Origin of the sequence: Hwanghaeella grinnelliae (genome assembly GCF_004005845.1) — a bacterium.
In the GTDB taxonomy this organism is placed as follows: Bacteria; Pseudomonadota; Alphaproteobacteria; order UBA8366; family Aestuariispiraceae; genus Hwanghaeella; species Hwanghaeella grinnelliae.
Genome location: NZ_SADE01000003.1, coordinates 571,325 through 589,080, shown reverse-complemented (window position 1 = coordinate 589,080; position 17,756 = coordinate 571,325). Strand labels below are relative to the sequence as shown.

16 protein-coding genes and 1 riboswitch are annotated in these 17,756 nt (G+C 58.8%); of the genes, 12 read left to right on the top strand and 4 right to left on the bottom strand.

The genetic code is table 11. The annotated features are described in order from the left end of the window. Positions 1-63: 63 nt before the first annotated feature. The 5 genes from EOI86_RS19710 (at position 64) to EOI86_RS19690 (ending at position 5,723) form a co-directional block, all read left to right on the top strand. A complete protein-coding gene (locus EOI86_RS19710; RefSeq protein WP_127767378.1) occupies positions 64-786 on the top strand; it encodes an SURF1 family protein in 723 nt (240 codons plus the stop codon). Further along, positions 783-2,276, top strand: a complete 1,494-nt coding sequence (locus EOI86_RS19705; protein ID WP_240035737.1) for a carboxypeptidase M32 — start codon at positions 783-785, stop codon at positions 2,274-2,276. The genes EOI86_RS19710 and EOI86_RS19705 overlap by 4 nt, the downstream gene beginning before the upstream one ends. 168 nt (positions 2,277-2,444) lie before the next feature. After that, entirely contained in the window at positions 2,445-3,854 is a 1,410-nt protein-coding gene (thrC, locus tag EOI86_RS19700) for a threonine synthase (protein WP_127767377.1), read from the top strand. Then, positions 3,851-5,113 (top strand): M16 family metallopeptidase, encoded by a 1,263-nt coding sequence (locus EOI86_RS19695; RefSeq protein ID WP_127767376.1) that lies wholly within the window; start codon positions 3,851-3,853, stop codon positions 5,111-5,113. The genes thrC and EOI86_RS19695 overlap by 4 nt, the downstream gene beginning before the upstream one ends. Before the next feature lie 7 nt (positions 5,114-5,120). Next, on the top strand, positions 5,121-5,723 hold the full coding sequence (locus EOI86_RS19690; protein ID WP_127767375.1) for a GNAT family N-acetyltransferase: 603 nt from the start codon (positions 5,121-5,123) through the stop codon (positions 5,721-5,723). A gap of 34 nt (positions 5,724-5,757) precedes the next feature. Here EOI86_RS19690 and EOI86_RS19685 read toward each other — a convergent pair whose 3' ends face one another. Next, positions 5,758-6,333 carry a YqgE/AlgH family protein gene (locus EOI86_RS19685; protein ID WP_127767374.1) on the bottom strand — a complete coding sequence of 192 codons (576 nt, stop codon included), beginning with the start codon at positions 6,331-6,333 and terminating at the stop codon, positions 5,758-5,760. 277 nt (positions 6,334-6,610) lie between these two features. Between EOI86_RS19685 and EOI86_RS19680 the strand changes: the two genes are divergently transcribed. Both EOI86_RS19680 and EOI86_RS19675 read left to right on the top strand, forming a co-directional pair. Further along, on the top strand, positions 6,611-8,746 hold the full coding sequence (locus EOI86_RS19680; protein WP_127767373.1) for a protein-disulfide reductase DsbD family protein: 2,136 nt from the start codon (positions 6,611-6,613) through the stop codon (positions 8,744-8,746). Positions 8,747-8,905: 159 nt separating this feature from the next. Next, positions 8,906-9,385: a peroxiredoxin gene (locus tag EOI86_RS19675; RefSeq protein ID WP_193555800.1), complete on the top strand. Its 480-nt coding sequence runs from the start codon at positions 8,906-8,908 to the stop codon at positions 9,383-9,385. A gap of 92 nt (positions 9,386-9,477) precedes the next feature. Here the strand turns inward: EOI86_RS19675 and rnhA are convergent, their stop codons facing one another. Genes rnhA through ispH form a run of 3 tightly spaced genes read right to left on the bottom strand, consistent with a single transcriptional unit; the run spans position 9,478 to position 11,887 of the window. After that, entirely contained in the window at positions 9,478-9,933 is a 456-nt protein-coding gene (gene rnhA / locus EOI86_RS19670; RefSeq protein WP_127767372.1) for a ribonuclease HI, read from the bottom strand. Next, positions 9,926-10,906 (bottom strand): homoserine kinase, encoded by a 981-nt coding sequence (locus EOI86_RS19665; protein ID WP_127767371.1) that lies wholly within the window; start codon positions 10,904-10,906, stop codon positions 9,926-9,928. The genes rnhA and EOI86_RS19665 overlap by 8 nt, the downstream gene beginning before the upstream one ends. 21 nt (positions 10,907-10,927) lie before the next feature. After that, positions 10,928-11,887 (bottom strand): 4-hydroxy-3-methylbut-2-enyl diphosphate reductase, encoded by a 960-nt coding sequence (ispH, locus tag EOI86_RS19660; RefSeq protein WP_127767370.1) that lies wholly within the window; start codon positions 11,885-11,887, stop codon positions 10,928-10,930. 150 nt (positions 11,888-12,037) lie between these two features. On the opposite strand from ispH, the gene EOI86_RS19655 reads away from it, so the two are divergent. From EOI86_RS19655 to gcvP, 5 genes are all read left to right on the top strand, one after another. Further along, the gene (locus EOI86_RS19655; protein WP_127767369.1) at positions 12,038-12,277 is read left to right on the top strand and encodes a CDGSH iron-sulfur domain-containing protein; all 240 of its coding nucleotides are present in this window, start codon (positions 12,038-12,040) and stop codon (positions 12,275-12,277) included. A gap of 18 nt (positions 12,278-12,295) precedes the next feature. Next, the gene (locus EOI86_RS19650; RefSeq protein WP_127767368.1) at positions 12,296-12,808 is read left to right on the top strand and encodes a hypothetical protein; all 513 of its coding nucleotides are present in this window, start codon (positions 12,296-12,298) and stop codon (positions 12,806-12,808) included. A 132-nt stretch (positions 12,809-12,940) separates the two neighbouring features. After that, positions 12,941-13,029, top strand: a riboswitch (glycine riboswitch). A 227-nt stretch (positions 13,030-13,256) separates the two neighbouring features. Beyond that, positions 13,257-14,396 carry a glycine cleavage system aminomethyltransferase GcvT gene (gene gcvT / locus EOI86_RS19645; protein WP_127767367.1) on the top strand — a complete coding sequence of 380 codons (1,140 nt, stop codon included), beginning with the start codon at positions 13,257-13,259 and terminating at the stop codon, positions 14,394-14,396. 42 nt (positions 14,397-14,438) lie between these two features. After that, the gene (gene gcvH / locus EOI86_RS19640; protein ID WP_127767366.1) at positions 14,439-14,816 is read left to right on the top strand and encodes a glycine cleavage system protein GcvH; all 378 of its coding nucleotides are present in this window, start codon (positions 14,439-14,441) and stop codon (positions 14,814-14,816) included. A gap of 52 nt (positions 14,817-14,868) precedes the next feature. Continuing rightward, entirely contained in the window at positions 14,869-17,745 is a 2,877-nt protein-coding gene (gene gcvP / locus EOI86_RS19635) for an aminomethyl-transferring glycine dehydrogenase (protein WP_127767365.1), read from the top strand. Positions 17,746-17,756: the final 11 nt, after the last annotated feature.

Here is a 17,756-nt window from a genome sequence, read left to right as displayed (position 1 = left end):
GGTCCGTTTCCCGGCGCAGGGGCCGGCCCGGTCGCTGCAAATCCGATTTTCTGGAGTAAGCCAATGGGGTTTCGTCCGAAACTCATCCCGACGCTGTTTTCACTGCCCGTTTTCATCGCGATGCTTTTCCTGGGCACTTGGCAGGTACAGCGGCTGGAATGGAAACAGGACCTGATCGAAAAGCTGCAGGAGCGGGCCGCGCAGGCGCCGGGCGCAATTCCCGATGCGCCCGTGAACGAAGAGGATTATGAGTTCACGCCGGTGCAGGTTAAAGGCGTTTACGATCATGATCATGAATTCCATTTGGTGAACCGTTCCCTCAACGGTGAGGCAGGCATCAATGTCGTCACGCCGCTAAAGATGGATGACGGAAAGACGGTCCTGGTAAATCGCGGATGGGTGCCTTTCGAAATGCGGGACAAAGAGCTCCGTCCCGAAGGCCTTTTGTCCGGCGAACAGACAGTCACGGGATTGTTGCGGTTCGTAAAACCCCGATCGATGATCGAGAACTGGGTGGTCCCCGAGAACGAGCCGGAGAACAATGCCTGGTTCAATATCGATCCCGAGGCGATGGCCAGACAGGCAGGGTTACCGAGCCTGCCGGAATACTACATTCTTGCTTCCGACCAGAGCGCGCGGGGGAACCTTCCGCAGGGGCGGCAGTGGTCGTTGGATGTCCGGAACGATCATCTACAATACGCCATCACCTGGTACTGCCTGGCTCTGGGGCTATTGGTGATCTATGTGATCTACCATCGGAAGGCTGCGGCGGAGGAAAAGTCGTGAAGAGCATCGATGCCTACCGTGACCTGGAAACCCATTTTAAGAAACTGAACACCCTCGGCGACGCGCTATCCGTCCTACACTGGGATGCATCCGTGATGATGCCTGTCGGGGGATCCCTGGCGCGCAGCGATCAATTGGCGACCCTGCGGGGGATCAGTCATGAATTGCTCACCGACCCTAAGGTCGGTGATTTGATCGGCACGGCGGAAAATGCGGACCTTGATCCGTGGCAGGCCGCCAATCTCCATGAAATACGCCGATCCTATCTGCGCGCCTCGGCGGTGCCGCAGAAATTGGTGGAGGCCCTGTCCCAGGCGACATCCGCTTGTGAGCATTCTTGGCGCACCGCCAAGCAAGATGCCGATTTCGCCAGGGTCCAGCCGTTGCTACAGAAGGTTCTGGATCTGACCTTGGAAGAAGGCGGAATCCTCGGCGAAACCCTGGACATGTCGCTATACGATGCACTGATAGACACCTATGAACCGGGTGCCTCGGCATCGGCCATTGGTCAAATTTTCGAAGACTATGCTGCATTCCTCCCCAGTTTTCTGGACGATGTGTTGGAGAAACAAAAACGCGCGGGAGAAAAACCGATTCCCGAAGGGCCGTTCGCGATCGACAAGCAGGAAGCGCTCGCAAGGCATCTTGCGGAGACGGTCGGTTTCGATTTCTCCGCCGGTCGGATGGATGTCAGCGCCCACCCGTTCTCTACAGGCTATGCCGGCGATCGACGGATAACGGTCAGCTACAATCCCGACGATCCGATCCTGGCGCTGATGGCCGCGTTGCACGAAACCGGGCACTCCCTGTACGAACAGAACCTGCCCACCGAGTGGAGCGGCCAACCGGTCGGACAAGCACGGGGGATGGCTATTCATGAAAGCCAATCCCTGTTGATCGAGATGCAGGCGTGCCGCACGCCGGAATTCGTCAGCTTCCTCGCCCCCTTGTTCCGGGAGGCTTTCGGTGAACAGGATGCGTTCCGGGATGAAAACCTTTTGCGTCTCTATCATTGGGTTGAACCCGGTTTCATTCGTGTGATGGCCGATGAAGTGACTTATCCGGCCCATGTGATCCTGCGGTTCCGTCTGGAGCAGGCCTTGCTTTCGGGCGATCTGCCGCTCGCGGACCTGCCTTATGCCTGGAACGAGGGCATGCAGGGCCTTTTGGGCATCACGCCCCCCAATGACAGACTGGGATGCCTGCAGGATATCCATTGGTATGCCGGATCCTTCGGCTATTTTCCCACCTATACGCTCGGCGCAATGACCGCAGCCCAATTGTTCGCGGCCGCGACGGAAGCCGAGCCGGACATTTTGCCCGGTTTGGCCAAGGGCGATTTCTCGATTTTGCGGGATTGGCTGAAACGGAACGTCCACGGCCTGGCCTCTTCCGTAAGCAGCGACGAGATCGTCGCCCATGCGACTGGGCGGCGCCTGGAACCGAAAGCCTTTGAGTCCCATTTGAAGCAGCGCTATCTGCCGAAATAGGTCCTTTCGATTTGGCCGGACGTTCGGCGGGCGGCGGCGGTAACACGTTCCCCACCCCTTGCCCTTCCCTTTGACCGCTTCTAAGACTGCATATCGTTATAGTCGATTGGGGGGCCAACCGAGGTCCTCCCGAGTGCCACGGAATTAGGCGGGAGAAGGCGGTAAGACATGGATTACGTCAGTACGCGGGGGAATGCCCCGGTTCTCGATTTTGAGGATGTCTTGCTTGCCGGCCTGGCGCGGGATGGCGGGCTTTACGTGCCCGCGTATTGGCCGAAATTCTCGGCCGAAGACCTGCGTGCGATGCGGGGTTTGAGTTATCCGGAACTCGCCGTTCGCGTGATGAAACCCTTTGTCGGCGATTCCATTTCGGATGAAGATTTCGAGCGTTTGGTGGCACGGGCCTATGCCGGCTTCGACCATGATGCGGTCGCCCCGCTGAAGCAGTTGAGCCATGATTTTTGGCTGATGGAACTGTTTCACGGACCGACCATCGCCTTCAAGGACTATGCCCTGCAACTGGTCGGTCTGTTGTTCGATCATTTCCTGACGCGACGTGGCGAACGTGTAACGATCGTCGGGGCAACCAGCGGGGATACCGGGTCGGCGGCGATTGAGGCGTGCCGGGACCGGGAAGCGATCGACATTTTCGTCATGTTTCCCGAAGGCCGTGTCAGCCCGGTGCAGCAACGCCAGATGACCACGGTGCTGTCGTCGAATGTGCACAATCTGGCGGTTGAGGGAACGTTCGATGATTGCCAGGACCTGGTGAAAGGGATGTTCGCCGACGAACCCTTCCGGGATGCGATGCATTTGAGTGCGGTAAACTCGATCAACTGGGCCCGCGTCATGGCGCAGATCGTCTATTATTTCCACGGCGCTCTCTCACTCGGCGCGCCCGACAGGCCGGTCTCGTTCTCCGTTCCCACAGGTAATTTCGGCAATGTTTTTGCCGCCTATGGGGCCCGCAAGATGGGCCTTCCCATCGATCAGTTGATCATCGGGTCCAACAGCAACGATATTCTGACACGGTTTTTCGAAACCGGTACGATGTCGGCGCGGGACGTTGTCCCCAGCATGTCGCCCAGCATGGATATCCAGATTTCAAGCAATTTCGAACGTTTCCTGTTCGACCTGTATGACCGCGACGGGGCCGCGCTGTCTGCCGTAATGCAGGAATTCCGAAGGACTGGCGAACTTGCCGTCGGCGCGGAACGGTGGAGCTTGGCCTGCGAATCCTTCGATGCGCGCCGTTTGGACGACGCCGAAACATTGGCTGCGATTGGCGCCTTGCACAAATCGACCGGCGAACTGATCGATCCGCATTCGGCAATCGGGATCGTGGCGGGCATGGAAGCGCGCCGACGGGCTGATGTGCCGCTTGTCTGTCTTGCTACCGCTCATCCTGCGAAATTCCCGGATGCCGTGGAGAAAGCGACCGGGAAGCGCCCGCCGCTACCCACGCATATGGCGGATTTGTTTGAACGGGACGAACGGTTCGACAAGATTGGCCCGAGCTTGCAGACCGTCGAACAATATGTCCGCGAGAACAGTCGTATCGCTGGGGGGAAGGCATGACGGTGCCGTCAGTTGGAACCCTGCCCAACGGCCTGCGGGTCGTTACCGATACGGTCCAATCGGTTGAGACGGTTTCGATAGGTGTTTGGGTCGGCACGGGAACGCGGTCCGAAACCCTGGCCAACAATGGCGTGGCGCATTTCCTGGAGCATATGGCTTTCAAAGGTACCGAGCGTCGATCGGCCATTCAGATTGCCGAGGAAGTCGAGGCGGTGGGCGGGCATATGAATGCCTATACCAGCCGCGAGAGCACCGCCTATTATCTGAAGCTTTTGAAAGAGGATGCGCGGCTTGCGGTGGATGTGCTTTCTGACATCCTTCAGAATCCCAGCTTCGATGATGAGGAGTTGGAGCGGGAACGCTCTGTCATCCTGCAGGAAATAGGGCAGGTGCAAGACACGCCGGACGATATCCTTTTCGACCATTTCCAGGAAACCGCGTTCGGCGATCAGTCGATGGGCTATCCCACACTGGGGCGGCCGGACACCGTAACTGCGATGACGCGCGATCAACTGACCGATTTCATGAAAAGCGGTTATTACGGCGGTAACATGACCCTTGTAGGGGCCGGCCGGATCACACATGCGGAAATGATGGAGCTTGCGGGGGAATATTTCGGCTCCCTGCCGGCGGGCGAACCCGCGAAGAGGAAGAATGCCAACTATACCGGCGGCCGCTTCGTCGAGAACCGACAGTCCGAACAGGTCCATCTTTTGATGGGGTTTCCCGGTGTCAGCATCGCCGATGACGAGCATTATGCGGCATCTGTCCTCTCGACATTGTTCGGCGGGGGGATGTCCTCACGGCTTTTCCAGGAAGTGAGGGAAAAGCGTGGATTGGTCTATTCAATCTATTCCTTTTCTTCCGTGTTCTCCGACGCTGGCCTGTTCGGCATCTATGCCGGCACGGGGGAAAAGGAAACGGCGGAACTGGTTCCCGTCATCTGCGAGGAAATTCTCAAGCTGCCGGGGACGATTTCGGAGGAGGAGTTGAGACGGGCCAAGGCGCAGATCAAATCCAGTACGGTCATGGCGCTGGAAAGCACTGCGGCGCGCGCGGAGCAATTGGGGAACCAAATGCTGTTGGTCGGCCACCCGGTCCCGGTGGAGGAACAGATCGCCCGGATCGATGACTTGACGGTGGACGACATGGCGGCCTTAGCACGCAAAATATTCTCCGGACCGTTGACTTTGGCGGGAATTGGGCCCGTCGGATACCTGGAATCCTACGACGGGGTTCGCGGGCGGCTCGCTGCCTGAGGGCGTCATGTTCGATTTTTTCCGGCCGAAATTCCCTTCTTTGAAATTGATGGGACCACGGGTCTATATCCGGCCGCCCGCGACGTCGGATCAGCGGGCGTGGTTGGACCTGCGCCGGGTCAGCCGAAGCTTCCTGGAGCCCTATGAACCAGCCTGGCCGCGGGACGCACTGACGCCCGCCGCTTATCGCAGGCGGATACGCCGCGCGCATGCGGATTGGCAGGCGAATATCGGCTATGCCTTTTTCATCTTTTCGCGGCGGGACGATTCCCTGCTTGGCGGGATTACCGTGACGAATGTCAGGCGCGGTGTCATCCAAGCGGGGAATATCGGCTATTGGATCGGCGAGCCGCATCAACGGAACGGCTATATGTTCGAGGGGGTCCAGCTTTGCTTGGACTTTTGTTTCCGGAACCTTGACTTGCATCGGGTGGAAGCGGCTTGCCTCGTCGATAATATCCCCAGCAAGCGGCTTCTGGAAAAAAGCGGGTTCAGGGGCGAAGGGCGGGCTCGCCAGTATCTTTGTATCGCCGGCAAATGGCAGGATCACGATACGTTCGCGATTTTGCGGCAGGACGTGCGCCCCATACTGCCGCGGCCGAAATCGTAAAGCAGAGTTCCTGGAAGGTCAGGTTGCCCGCCAATCAGGCGTGACCGGCATCACCAGACAGAAGGCTTAGGTCGATCCCAAGCTTTGCAATCGAACGTTCCCACTTGGTATCCAGCAGGTCGTCGAAAACAAGTTCGTCGTCCGCGGGCACATTAAGCCAGGCATTCTGGTGGATCTCGTCATCCAACTGTCCCGGGCCCCAACCGGCATATCCCAACGCCAACATACTTTCCCGCGGCCCTTGGCCTTCCGCAATGTCCCGCAGGATATCCACCGTCGCGGTCAGACCCACGCCGTTTTCCATCGTCACGGTTCCCTCGCCGGCATAGTCCGAAGAATGGAGGACGAAACCGCGTCCGGTTTCCACCGGTCCACCGAAATGAATCCGCAGATTGTCATCGGCACGGCTTGTTGTGATGTTCAATTGTTCCAGCAATTCGCCGAATGTCAGCGAATCCATCAATTTGTTCAGAACCAGCCCCATCGCGCCATCTTCATTGTGGATGCACATATAGATAACGCTGCGCTCGAAACGGGGATCGGTCATCGACGGCATGGCGACCAGCAATTGACCGCTAAGGTATCCTGAAAAATTACGTTCTCGCAGCATGGGCAACGGGTCCAATAAAGCCAATAGGATGAGTGTATCAGCAACTTCTCGATAGAAGCCAGAGCGCGTTCCCCATCCCGAAGGGGTCGGCCAAGGCCTATCAGGCATATCGCCGTCCTTCAACAGCCACAAACATGTGACATTCCTTGATGGGACGTAGGGCCGCATCCGCTGTTAATATCCCGCAAAATAGCTATGTTTCATGGAATGCGGGCCCATGGTGGCCAGATACGGATTCAACTGCCTGCGCGGTGCTTTGTGCGGGCGATAAGGTTAAATGACGGTGCCTTCTTTTCTGTCGAAACAGACGATGTTCGCCCTTGTGGCTTGTATTTTGGTGCTCACCGGACTTGGCATTGGCGGCAATGCGAATGCGATGACCGGCGCATGGTCGGATACGGATCATTCTTCCGTCCGGCTCGTCTCCGCCGTGACGGGTACGGGTGACGATGGAACCGTCGCCCTGGGCCTGGAATTCCAGATGAAAGAGGGCTGGAAAATCTACTGGCGTTCGCCCGGCGATGCCGGTTTCCCGCCGAAACCCGACTGGGCCGGGTCCAAGAACGTCGCTTCGGTCGACATGCAGTGGCCGGCGCCGCACCGTTTCGAAATTTTCGGTCTGCAGACCTATGGCTATTCTGGGGAAGTGATCTTTCCACTACAGGTCAGCGCAGTGAACCCTGGCGAACCGATCGGTTTGTCCGGCAAGGTCGACTATCTCGTTTGCAGCGATATCTGCATTCCCGGCGAAGCGCTGGTTTCCATCGACGTGCCGGCAGGCCCTGCCAAGCCGTCTGCGAAAGTGCACGCCATTGGCAAATATGCCTCCCTGGTACCGGGAGCGCCCGAAGCCGCGGGACTTACGATCGAACGGGCGGCGGTTTCGGGGACTGAGGACGACCTTTCGCTTCAGGTGGACCTGGCTGGGTCCGAGGCTATGAATTCGCCGGACCTGTTCGTGGAAGGACCGATCGGGGTATTCTTCGGCAAGCCTGAAGTTTCCTTGTCGGACGGCGGTAAACTGGCCCACCTGACCTTGAAAGGCGGCGGGGCGGCGCCCGACGCGCTGTCGCGGCAAGCCCTGACCTTGACCGTTGTCGATGGCCAGCGAAGCGCGGAAGTCACGGTCACGCCCACTATAGGGACCGGATTGTTTGCGGGGGGCGGGGTTTCCTTTTCCGCCTTGCTGCCGGTGCTGCTTCTTGCCCTGCTAGGCGGGCTTATCCTGAACCTTATGCCCTGCGTCCTGCCGGTTCTGTCCATCAAGCTCCTGTCTGTCGCTAGTCATGGCGGGGGTGAAAAACGTGATGTGCGCCGGGGATTCGTCGCGGCCTCCCTCGGCATTCTGACCATGTTCCTGGCTTTGGCGGCGGTCTTGATTGCGCTGAAATCTGCGGGCGAGACGATCGGTTGGGGCATTCAGTTCCAGCAACCTGCTTTTCTGGCCTTCATGATCGTCATACTGACGCTTTTCGCCGCGAATATGTGGGGCCTGTTCGAATTCTCGCTACCGCGTTTCGTTGCCGATGCCGGATATTCGGCCGGGGAGCACAAGGGCGTGCTCGGTCATTTCTTAACCGGCGCTTTCGCTGCAATGCTGGCCACGCCCTGTTCTGCGCCCTTCTTGGGAACGGCCGTCGGATTTGCCCTGAGCCGGGGCAGTTTCGAGATTCTGGCGGTATTTGCTGCCCTGGGTGTCGGTTTGGCGGGGCCTTATCTGGTCGTCGCCGCATTTCCTGGTTTGGCGACGTCTCTGCCGCGGCCGGGTGCCTGGATGATAAAGCTCAAATGGGTTCTGGGCTTCGCCCTGGCGGGAACCGCCGTGTGGCTTGCCTACGTGATGAGCGCGATTGCCGGCGGCGAAACCGTGGCCGTCGTCGTCGCGCTCGCCGTTCTGGCGGCGGTTATCCCGGCGACCAAGCGACTGGAAACCTCCCGATTAGGCCGCATGGCCATGCCGCTCTCCGTTTTTCTGGGGATTGCGGCCGTCATCGCGCCAGTGGTCCGTGACAGTGGACCGACGGCGCAGAAAACCGCGGTCGATATCGGTTGGGCGCAATTCGACACGTCGGCGATTGCACGGCATGTGTCTGAAGGAAAGGTCGTCTTCGTCGATGTCACCGCTGACTGGTGCATCACCTGTCAGTTCAACAAGAAACGCGTGCTTCAGGCAGGTGCGGTTTCGGAACTCCTCGGGGCCGACGGGATGGTGGCGATGCGGGCCGATTGGACGCGTCCCAACTCCGCAATTGCGGATTTTCTGGCAAGTTTCGGGCGGTACGGCATTCCCTTCAACGTGGTTTATGGCCCAGGTGCCGAGCAGGGAATCCCGTTACCCGAACTGCTGAGCGAATCTGACGTCCTAGCTGCGGTGGAAACAGCGGCACAGGGGTCGGTTCTGGCCCGCCGTTAGATCCTGTGTCGGCCCCCTCGTTGGGCTCTTTCGACACAAAACACTGGAAACCTTAGCGGAACGCTTTACATAGGACCGTGATAGTCAATCCGCGCATTGGTTTCCGGTGGGCTTACGTCGCTGCCGGGGACTTCAGCAAACTGGGAGAGGGAAAATATCATGATTGCAGTAGGCGAAAAACTGCCGACCGAAGGTCTCAAGACGATGGGTGCGGATGGTCCGGAAGCGGTCGATATGGCAAGCAAGCTGGCGGGCAAGAAGGTTGTGATCTTCTCCGTTCCCGGTGCTTTCACCCCGACCTGTTCTGCAAAGCATCTGCCGGGCTTCGTCGACAAGATCGATGAAATCAAGGCGAAGGGCGTCGATGAAGTGATGTGCCTTGCCGTCAACGATGCTTTCGTTATGGGTGCTTGGGGCAAGGACCAGAATGTCGGCGATAATGTGACCATGCTGGCTGATGGCAGTGCGGCTTATACGAAGGCTCTCGGTCTGTCTCTGGATCTCGAGGCGGCCGGTCTTGGAACCCGTGGCCAGCGGTTCGCGATCATCGCGGATGACGGCGTCGTCACGCATCTGGCGATCGAAGAGCCGGGCGCGTTCGAAGTCTCTTCAGCCGAGGCGATCATCAAGGCCCTTTAAGGGACTTGTTAGCCGCTAAAGAACAAACCCCCGCTTCGGCGGGGGTTTTTTTGTTTGTGAAATCCGCGTTTGATCCAACGGTCGCAAACCGGTCAGAAGGGGATGCCGTCCCGGGCCAAGGCGTCCGCCCGCTCGTTTTCGTCATGCCCGGCATGGCCCTTGACCCATTTCCATTCGATCGTATGCGATTTGATCGCTTGTTCCAGGCGTTGCCACAGGTCCGCGTTCTTCACGGGTTTCTTGGCCGCGGTCTTCCATCCGTTTCGGCGCCAGCCGTGAATCCATTTGGTGATTCCGTCACGGACATAGGTGCTGTCGGTCGTCAGCACCACATCCATCGGGCGCTTCAGCGTTTCCAGCGCCACGATCGCGGCCATCAGTTCCATGCGGTTATTGGTGGTTTCCTTCTCACCGCCGGACAATTCCCGTTCCTTGCCGCGCCAGCGCATCACCACCCCCCAGCCGCCCGGCCCCGGATTGCCCGAGCACGCACCGTCGGTGAAGATTTCAACGACATTTCCGCTGCCGTTATCTTGTTCGTCAGCCATGCAGCGCCCCTTTATCCAAACCATAGGCGCCGACATCGCCGACCGACTGATGGAAACTTAAAATCGTCAGGTACTCCAGCGGGTCTTTCGGTTTCACGAAAGCCCCTTCCGGGTGGTTCAGCCAGTCATACAGGCGCGTCAACAGGAAGCGGACAGCCGCTCCGCGCGCCAGGATGGGAAGGGCATTCAACTCTTCCTGCGACAAGGGCCGTTCTTTTGCGTAAGCGGATAGAAGCATCCGGGCCTTGGTAACGTTGAAGCTGCCGTCCCGTTCGAAACACCAGGCGTTCATGCAGACGATCAGGTCATAGGCCAAGGCGTCGTTGCAGGCGAAGTAGAAATCGATCAAGCCGGAAAGCTCTTTGCCGATGAAGAAGACGTTGTCCGGGAATAGATCCGCATGACAGACGCCGAAAGGCAGGTCGCGCGGCCAATTGGTTTCCAGAAAATCGACTTCTCGCGCCAGCGTGTCGGTTAATTGCGGATGCACTTCATGGGCCCGGGCCCGGCATTGCTCGAATTGCGGCCGCCAGCTGTCCAGGGACAGGCTGTTGGCCCGGAACAGGTCGTAGTCACTGCCGGCGCGATGAAAGTTGGCCAGGGCCCGCCCCAGCTGCTCGCAATGGAATGGTTGGATCTTCCGCGGCCACATGCCTTCCAGAAATGTTGTCAGGGCCGCCGGGCGGCCGCATAGCTGGCGCAGGGCTTTGCCATCCATGGCCGTCAGAGGCTGCGGACAGGGGATGCCTTTGTTGGCAAGGTGTTCCATCAGGCCCAAGAAGAAAGGCAGGTCTTCTTCACGGACCCGCTTCTCATAAAGGGTCAGAATGTAGGCGCTTTTGGTGGTGTGCAGCAGATAATTCGAATTCTCTACACCCTCTGCGATGCCCTTGCAGGACACGACTTCGCCAATATCGTACTGGGCAATGAACTCGACCAGGTCCTCGTCGCTGACTTCCGTATAAACCGCCATAAAGAGTGCCGCCTTTCCCGGTTATGCGACCAGGACGCGGGGGAGCTTGAACTCCACGTCTTCGACGGCCGTTACCACCTCTTCGACGGTAACGTCGAAATGCTTGCCGCAGGCCTCGATGACTTCGGTTACCAGGACTTCCGGTGCGGATGCGCCCGCCGTAATCCCCAAGGTTCCAACCCCGTCGAGATAGCTCCAATCGATGTCATTGGCACGCTGAATCAACTGCGCTTTCGGGCAGCCGGCTTGGTGAGCGACATCGACGAGACGTTTGGAGTTAGAGGAATTCGGCGCCCCGATCACGAAAACCGCGTCGGCCTGCTGGGCAACCTTCTTGGCGGCGGCCTGGCGATTGGTGGTGGCGTAGCAGATATCCTCTTTCTTGGGGCCCTGGATGTCCGGATAACGGTCGCGCAAAGCCGCCAGAATCCCGGCGGTCTCGTCGACCGATAGGGTCGTCTGCGTGGCATGGGCCAGTGTTGTGGTATCGTCGAAATCCAGTTTCGCGACATCCGATACGGTTTCGACCAGGGTCATCGCGCCTTCCGGCAATTGGCCCATGGTGCCCACGACTTCCGGGTGGCCTTCATGGCCGATCAACACCACGTGACGGCCTTCGCGATGGTGGCGCTCAGCTTCCCGATGAACTTTCGAAACCAGGGGGCAGGTGGCGTCCACATAGATCATGTTGCGGCGCTGTGCTTCGCTGGGAACGGATTTGGGAACACCATGCGCCGAGAAGACGATCGGGCGGTCGTCCGGCGCTTGGTCCAGTTCATCGACGAAGACGGCGCCCTTGGCTTCCAGGGATTCTACGACGAACCGGTTGTGGACAATCTCGTGGCGCACGAAAACGGGGGCGCCGAACCGCTCCAACGCCTTTTCGACGATCAGCACCGCACGGTCGACGCCAGCGCAAAAACCGCGCGGGCCGGCCAGCAATATCCTCAATTCCCGTGGCGTGGCCACTGCATTCTCCATTCGGTCCAACCGGACCGGCGTAACCCGCAAGCCCGTTCTTGTTCCTCTGCTGGCCATTCTTTAGACTGCGCTCAAATCCTTTACAACCGGGGGCCTGTGCAGGACAAAGGGACGAAACCCGGTCCGAAGGCAGGTAGAGGAACCAAGGAAATGAGTGAACCTGTCATTGCCGCCAAGCAACCCTTCTCAACGGACGTGAAGGAAGGGAAATCATACTACTGGTGTGCGTGCGGAAAGTCCGGCAAACAGCCGTTTTGCGACGGAAGCCACGCCGGGACGGAGTTTTCACCCGTCAAATACACCGCCGAAAAGGACCGGACTGTCTTTTTTTGCGGTTGTAAGCATACAGCACGGCAGCCGCTCTGTGACGGCGCCCATGCGAAGCTTTAGGATCGGCTGCTGAACAACATGAAAATGCGTTTCTTCATTGCCGTGGCTGGCTTGCTGCTGCTTTCGGCCTGCGGTTCCACACAGGAAATTGTCCGGTGTCCGGATGTGCGTGTGCCGTCCGAAACCGGGAACTTGACCCGGTTCGGCCCGGGCGACGGACGCGACATCACCGATGTGGTGATGGAGGCGCAGTTCGAGGAAGTGCGCGGCGAATGTTCCGTCAGTGATGACGAGGTCCAGGTCGCGGCATTGGTGAAGATTACCGCCCGCCAAGGGCCCGCCTCTAATGTTCAGCAGGGGAAATTCTCGTTTTTCGTCGCCGTCACCGATCGAAAGCGGAATATTTTGAGCCGGCGCAGCGTTGCGGGCACCGTCGATTTTTCCGGCAACCGGTCCCGCGTCACCTTTTTCGAGCGGCTGAAAGTCGACATTCCGAAGACCGAGAGTCAGGAAGGCAATGAATTCCTGATCTTCATGGGGTTCGATTTGTCGCGCGACGAAGTTGACTTCAACCGGGCCCAAGGGTCCTGACGGACGGATAGCCGAAAACCGCGCCGCGCGGCCGGTTGAACGGCCGCAGTGTTCTAGACCGGCGAATCGGCTACTGCTTTTGTTGACAACGAAGGTGAATTCACTAGCCTTTGCGTCGAGTAAAAATGCCTCGTGAAACCCGTGGGAGAGACCGGTCCCTGGCCGGCGCCGAAGGAGCAATCGCCTCGAAATCTCTCAGGCAAAAGGACCGCGGATGAAGGGCGCTCTGGAAAGCAGGGACTGATACTTGCCGGAAATGGCAGGATTTGGTGCCTCACCGAAGGGGTAAGCTGGCCGGAAGACCCGGCTGGTCACACTCTCAGGTTTGACCGTAACTAAGTGACGAATCCGCGCGGATCCGTCGGCACGGTCTGATGACAGAGGGGGTAGTCATTGCCGCTTCGCAGGGAGCGGCGCTGTACTGTCTCTAGCTGTTGGAAAAAGACCCGTGAGCGCCGAAACCGAAAACGAAGCACAAAATCTCAAGAAAACCCCTCTCCATGCGCTGCATCAGCGGCTAGGAGCGAAAATGGCCGGCTTTGCCGGCTATGACATGCCGATCCAATACGGACTCGGCATCATGAAGGAACATCTGCATACCCGCGCTGCCGCAGGTCTGTTTGACGTGTCGCATATGGGCCAGGCATGGCTGACCGGGGCTGACCCGGCCGCGGCGATGGAAAACATGGTGCCGGGCGACCTGCAGGGCCTCGCTCCAGGTCAGCAGCGATACACGCAATTCCTGAACGACAAAGGTGGGATCCTCGACGATCTGATGGTGACCCGTGCTGTAAAGCCCTTGGATCATGACGGGCTTTTCGTCGTTGTGAATGCGGCCTGCAAGGACGCGGATTTCGCGCGCATGGAAACGGCGCTCGCCGGAGATGCGAAATTGGAGCGGATTGAAGACCGTGCCCTCGTCGCCTTGCAGGGGCCCGCGGCTGCGTCGGTCCTGGCGCGTTTCGCGGACGGGGTCGATACCATGCCGTTCATGACCGCCAAACGCGTCGCAGTGGCCGGCGTCGACTGTCTTGTGAGCCGGTCGGGATATAGCGGTGAAGACGGGTACGAGGTTTCGATTCCCGAATCAGATGCGTTGGGTTTGACGGAAACGCTGCTGGGTTGCGCTGAAGTTGAAGCCATTGGTCTCGGCGCGCGCGACAGCCTTCGTCTTGAAGCGGGCTTGTGCCTCTATGGGCACGACATCGATGAAGGAACGACCCCGATTGAAGCCGGGTTGCTGTGGTCCATCGGCAAGCGCCGCCGGGCTGACGGGGGCTTCCCCGGTGCGGAAATCGTCCAGGCGCAGATCAGGGAGGGGGTTTCCCGAAAACGCGTCGGCATATTGCCGGAAGGACGGGCCCCGGCCCGGGAGGGAACGGAAATTCTATCGGCCGATGGAGCTTCGATCGGCACGGTGACCAGCGGCGGGTTCGGTCCGACGGTCGGCGGCCCGGTCGCCATGGGCTATGTCGCAGTGGATTTTGCCGCTGCCGGCACGCCGATTCAGCTTTCGGTGCGTGGCAAACTTCTGCCCGCAGCCGTGAAAAAGCTGCCCTTTGTGGAGCAGCGCTACTATCGGGGTTGAGGGAACTTCGCAGGACGACTTGGAAACAGGGGATTACGTTAAATGAGCGACATGAAATTCAGTGAAGAGCATGAGTGGGTCTCGGTTGATGGCGATATCGCCACGATCGGCATTACCAATTTCGCGCAGGAACAGTTGGGCGACGTGGTTTTCGTCGACCTGCCGGAAGTGGGTGGGCAAGTCAGCCAAGGCGGCGATGCCGGCGTCGTCGAATCCGTGAAGGCGGCCAGTGAAGTCTATACGCCGCTATCGGGTGAGATCGTCGAAGTGAACGAAGACCTCGAATCCGCGCCGGATCTTGTCAATACCGACCCTGAAGGCGATGGATGGTTCTTCAAGCTGCGTATGGACGATACGGCGGAGCTCGACGACCTGATGGATGCCGCTGCTTACAAGAAGTTCTGTGACGAGCACGGCTGATATTATTACTGTCGAATAGCATTGAGTGTTATCCAGAAAAGGTGAAGCGACCATGGACCGTGAGCCGTTGAGCGATCTTGAGCGGAAAGGCGACTTTATTCGCCGTCACGTTGGGCCGGGGCCTGACGAACAGGTGGAAATGTTGGCGGCCTTGGGGCTGTCGTCAATGTCGGCATTGATCGACAAAGTCGTGCCCAAGGCTATCCGCGAGGACGAGCCGCTTGGGATCGGCGGCGGCTGTACGGAAGTTGAGGTTCTGGAAAAGCTGAAAGGTATGGCGGGGAAGAACGCGATACACCGTTCTTATATCGGCCAGGGATATTATGGGACCCACCTGCCGACGGTCATTCTCCGCAACCTTCTGGAAAATCCGGGTTGGTACACGGCTTATACGCCCTACCAGCCGGAGGTATCCCAGGGGCGACTGGAAGCTTTGATCAATTTCCAGACCATGATCGCCGATCTGACCGGAATGGAATTCGCCAACGCTTCTTTGCTTGATGAAGGAACGGCAGCCGCCGAGGCGATGACATTCGCCAAGCGCGCCGGAAAATCCAAGAGCATGACCTTTTTCGTCGCAGACGATTGCCATCCGCAAACCATCGACGTCATTCAGACCAGGGCGGCGGCTCTGGACTATGAAATTGTCGTCGGCGACCCGGAAACCGGTTTCGACGGCATCGAATGCTTCGGGGCGTTGATCCAGTATCCGTCAACCGACGGCCGGATCCGCGACATCGGTAAGCTGATCGAGACGATGAAGGGAAGTGGGGCGATGGTAGCGGTCGCGAGCGACCTGCTAGCGCTGTGCCTGTTGACCCCGCCGGGGGAACTGGGGGCCGATGTCGTCGTCGGATCCAGTCAACGCTTCGGCGTGCCGATGGGCTATGGCGGTCCGCATGCCGCTTTCTTCGCTACGTCCGACAAGCACAAACGATCGATCCCTGGCCGGTTGGTTGGCGTTTCCGTCGACAGCCGGGAACGCGCCGCTTATCGCCTGGCTTTGCAAACACGCGAACAACATATCCGACGCGAAAAGGCGACCAGCAATATCTGCACCGCGCAGGTCCTGCTGGCGGTGATCGCGGGGATGTATGCCGTTTATCATGGGCCGGAGGGTTTGAAGGCAATCGCGACACGTGTAGCGCGGTTGACGGCCGCCTTGGCGTCCGGGTTGAAGGCGCAGGGCGTTGAGATCGCCAACGATACCTTTTTCGACACGTTGACCCTGAACACCGGTGGCGACACAGCCAAGATCTATGCCGCGGCGCTTGAACGGGGGATGAACCTTCGAAAGATCGACGATACACGCCTGGGCATTTCACTCGACGAAACGACGACGCGGGAAGACGTTGCGGGCCTGCTTGCCGTTTTCGGTGCGGAGAATGTGGATGTCGAGGCATTGGATGCGGCGGCTGAAAGTGGGCTGCCGTCTGATCTGGTGCGGAGCAGCGACTACCTGACCCATCCGGTTTTCGCCAATTATCGCTCGGAAACCGAAATGCTCCGCTATATGCGGTCGTTGATGGACAAGGACCTCGCGCTCGACAAGGCGATGATCCCATTGGGTTCCTGCACCATGAAGCTGAATGCGACGACGGAGATGATACCCATCACTTGGCCGGAATTCGCGAATATTCACCCCTTTGCGCCGGCGGATCAGGCGACAGGATACCGGGAGATGATTTCCGACCTGGAACAGAAACTGGCGACGATTACCGGCTATGCGGCTGTTTCCCTGCAGCCGAATGCCGGATCTCAAGGTGAGTATGCGGGTCTTTTGGTCATCCGCGCCTATCACGAATCCCGGGGGGAGGCGCATCGGGAGATTTGTCTTATCCCCAGTTCGGCCCATGGTACGAACCCGGCTTCCGCCCATATGGCGGGCATGCAGGTGGTCGTCGTCGCTTGTGACGACGAAGGCAATATCGATATTGAGGACTTGAAAGCCAAGGCCGCGGAACATTCGGACAATCTCGGCGCGTTGATGGTCACGTATCCGTCGACGCATGGCGTGTTCGAGGAAACGATCCGCGAGATCTGCGATATCATCCATCAGCATGGCGGCCAGGTTTACCTAGATGGTGCAAACCTGAACGCGATGGTTGGTGTCTGTTATCCGGGCAAGTTCGGGTCTGACGTATCTCATCTGAACCTGCACAAGACATTCTGCATTCCGCATGGCGGGGGCGGCCCCGGCGTGGGGCCGATCGGTGTCGGCGCGCATTTGGCGCCTTTCCTGCCCGGCCACAGGGAATTGAAGGATGGAGACAGTCGGATAGGCGCGGTCAGTGCCGCACCGTTCGGCAGTGCCGCGATCCTGCCGATCAGCTGGGCTTATATTGAAATGATGGGCGATGCCGGCTTGCGTCACGCGACCGAGGCAGCGGTTCTGAACGCCAACTATATCGCGGCGCGGCTGAAGGATCATTTTCCGATCCTCTATACCGGGCCGAACGGCATGGTCGCTCATGAATGCATCGTCGATATTCGTCCCTACGATGATGCCACAGGCATTTCGAACGAGGACGTCGCAAAGCGTCTGATCGACTACGGCTTCCACGCGCCGACCATGTCATGGCCGGTGGCTGGAACCTTGATGATCGAGCCGACGGAGAGCGAGTCGAAAGCGGAGTTGGATCGGTTCTGCGATGCGATGATTTCGATCAGGCAGGAAATCGCTGAGATCGAAGCAGGTAAGGCCGATGCGGAGAACAATGTGTTGCGCAATTCTCCGCATACGATCGACGATTTGACCGACGCGGAATGGGCGCATCCCTATAGCAGAGAACAAGCCGTCTATCCGGTACCCGGCCTTCGGCTAAGGAAGTATTGGTCTCCGGTAAACCGCGTCGACAACGTCTATGGCGACCGGAACCTCAGCTGTTCCTGCCCGCCGTTGGAAGCCTATATGGAAGCGGCGGAATAGGTATGAGATTT

What these genes read in the sequence shown, in the direction of transcription:
- EOI86_RS19685 (WP_127767374.1), bottom strand. Translation starts at nt 6,333, where the DNA reads ATGCTGCGAGAACGTAATTTTTCAGGATACCTTAGCGGTCAATTGCTG.
- EOI86_RS19690 (WP_127767375.1), top strand. Translation starts at nt 5,121, where the DNA reads ATGTTCGATTTTTTCCGGCCGAAATTCCCTTCTTTGAAATTGATGGGA.
- EOI86_RS19650 (WP_127767368.1), top strand. Translation starts at nt 12,296, where the DNA reads ATGAAAATGCGTTTCTTCATTGCCGTGGCTGGCTTGCTGCTGCTTTCG.
- EOI86_RS19710 (WP_127767378.1), top strand. Translation starts at nt 64, where the DNA reads ATGGGGTTTCGTCCGAAACTCATCCCGACGCTGTTTTCACTGCCCGTT.
- ispH (WP_127767370.1), bottom strand. Translation starts at nt 11,887, where the DNA reads ATGGAGAATGCAGTGGCCACGCCACGGGAATTGAGGATATTGCTGGCC.
- EOI86_RS19680 (WP_127767373.1), top strand. Translation starts at nt 6,611, where the DNA reads ATGACGGTGCCTTCTTTTCTGTCGAAACAGACGATGTTCGCCCTTGTG.
- gcvH (WP_127767366.1), top strand. Translation starts at nt 14,439, where the DNA reads ATGAGCGACATGAAATTCAGTGAAGAGCATGAGTGGGTCTCGGTTGAT.
- EOI86_RS19675 (WP_193555800.1), top strand. Translation starts at nt 8,906, where the DNA reads ATGATTGCAGTAGGCGAAAAACTGCCGACCGAAGGTCTCAAGACGATG.
- EOI86_RS19695 (WP_127767376.1), top strand. Translation starts at nt 3,851, where the DNA reads ATGACGGTGCCGTCAGTTGGAACCCTGCCCAACGGCCTGCGGGTCGTT.
- gcvP (WP_127767365.1), top strand. Translation starts at nt 14,869, where the DNA reads ATGGACCGTGAGCCGTTGAGCGATCTTGAGCGGAAAGGCGACTTTATT.
- EOI86_RS19655 (WP_127767369.1), top strand. Translation starts at nt 12,038, where the DNA reads ATGAGTGAACCTGTCATTGCCGCCAAGCAACCCTTCTCAACGGACGTG.
- thrC (WP_127767377.1), top strand. Translation starts at nt 2,445, where the DNA reads ATGGATTACGTCAGTACGCGGGGGAATGCCCCGGTTCTCGATTTTGAG.
- EOI86_RS19665 (WP_127767371.1), bottom strand. Translation starts at nt 10,906, where the DNA reads ATGGCGGTTTATACGGAAGTCAGCGACGAGGACCTGGTCGAGTTCATT.
- rnhA (WP_127767372.1), bottom strand. Translation starts at nt 9,933, where the DNA reads ATGGCTGACGAACAAGATAACGGCAGCGGAAATGTCGTTGAAATCTTC.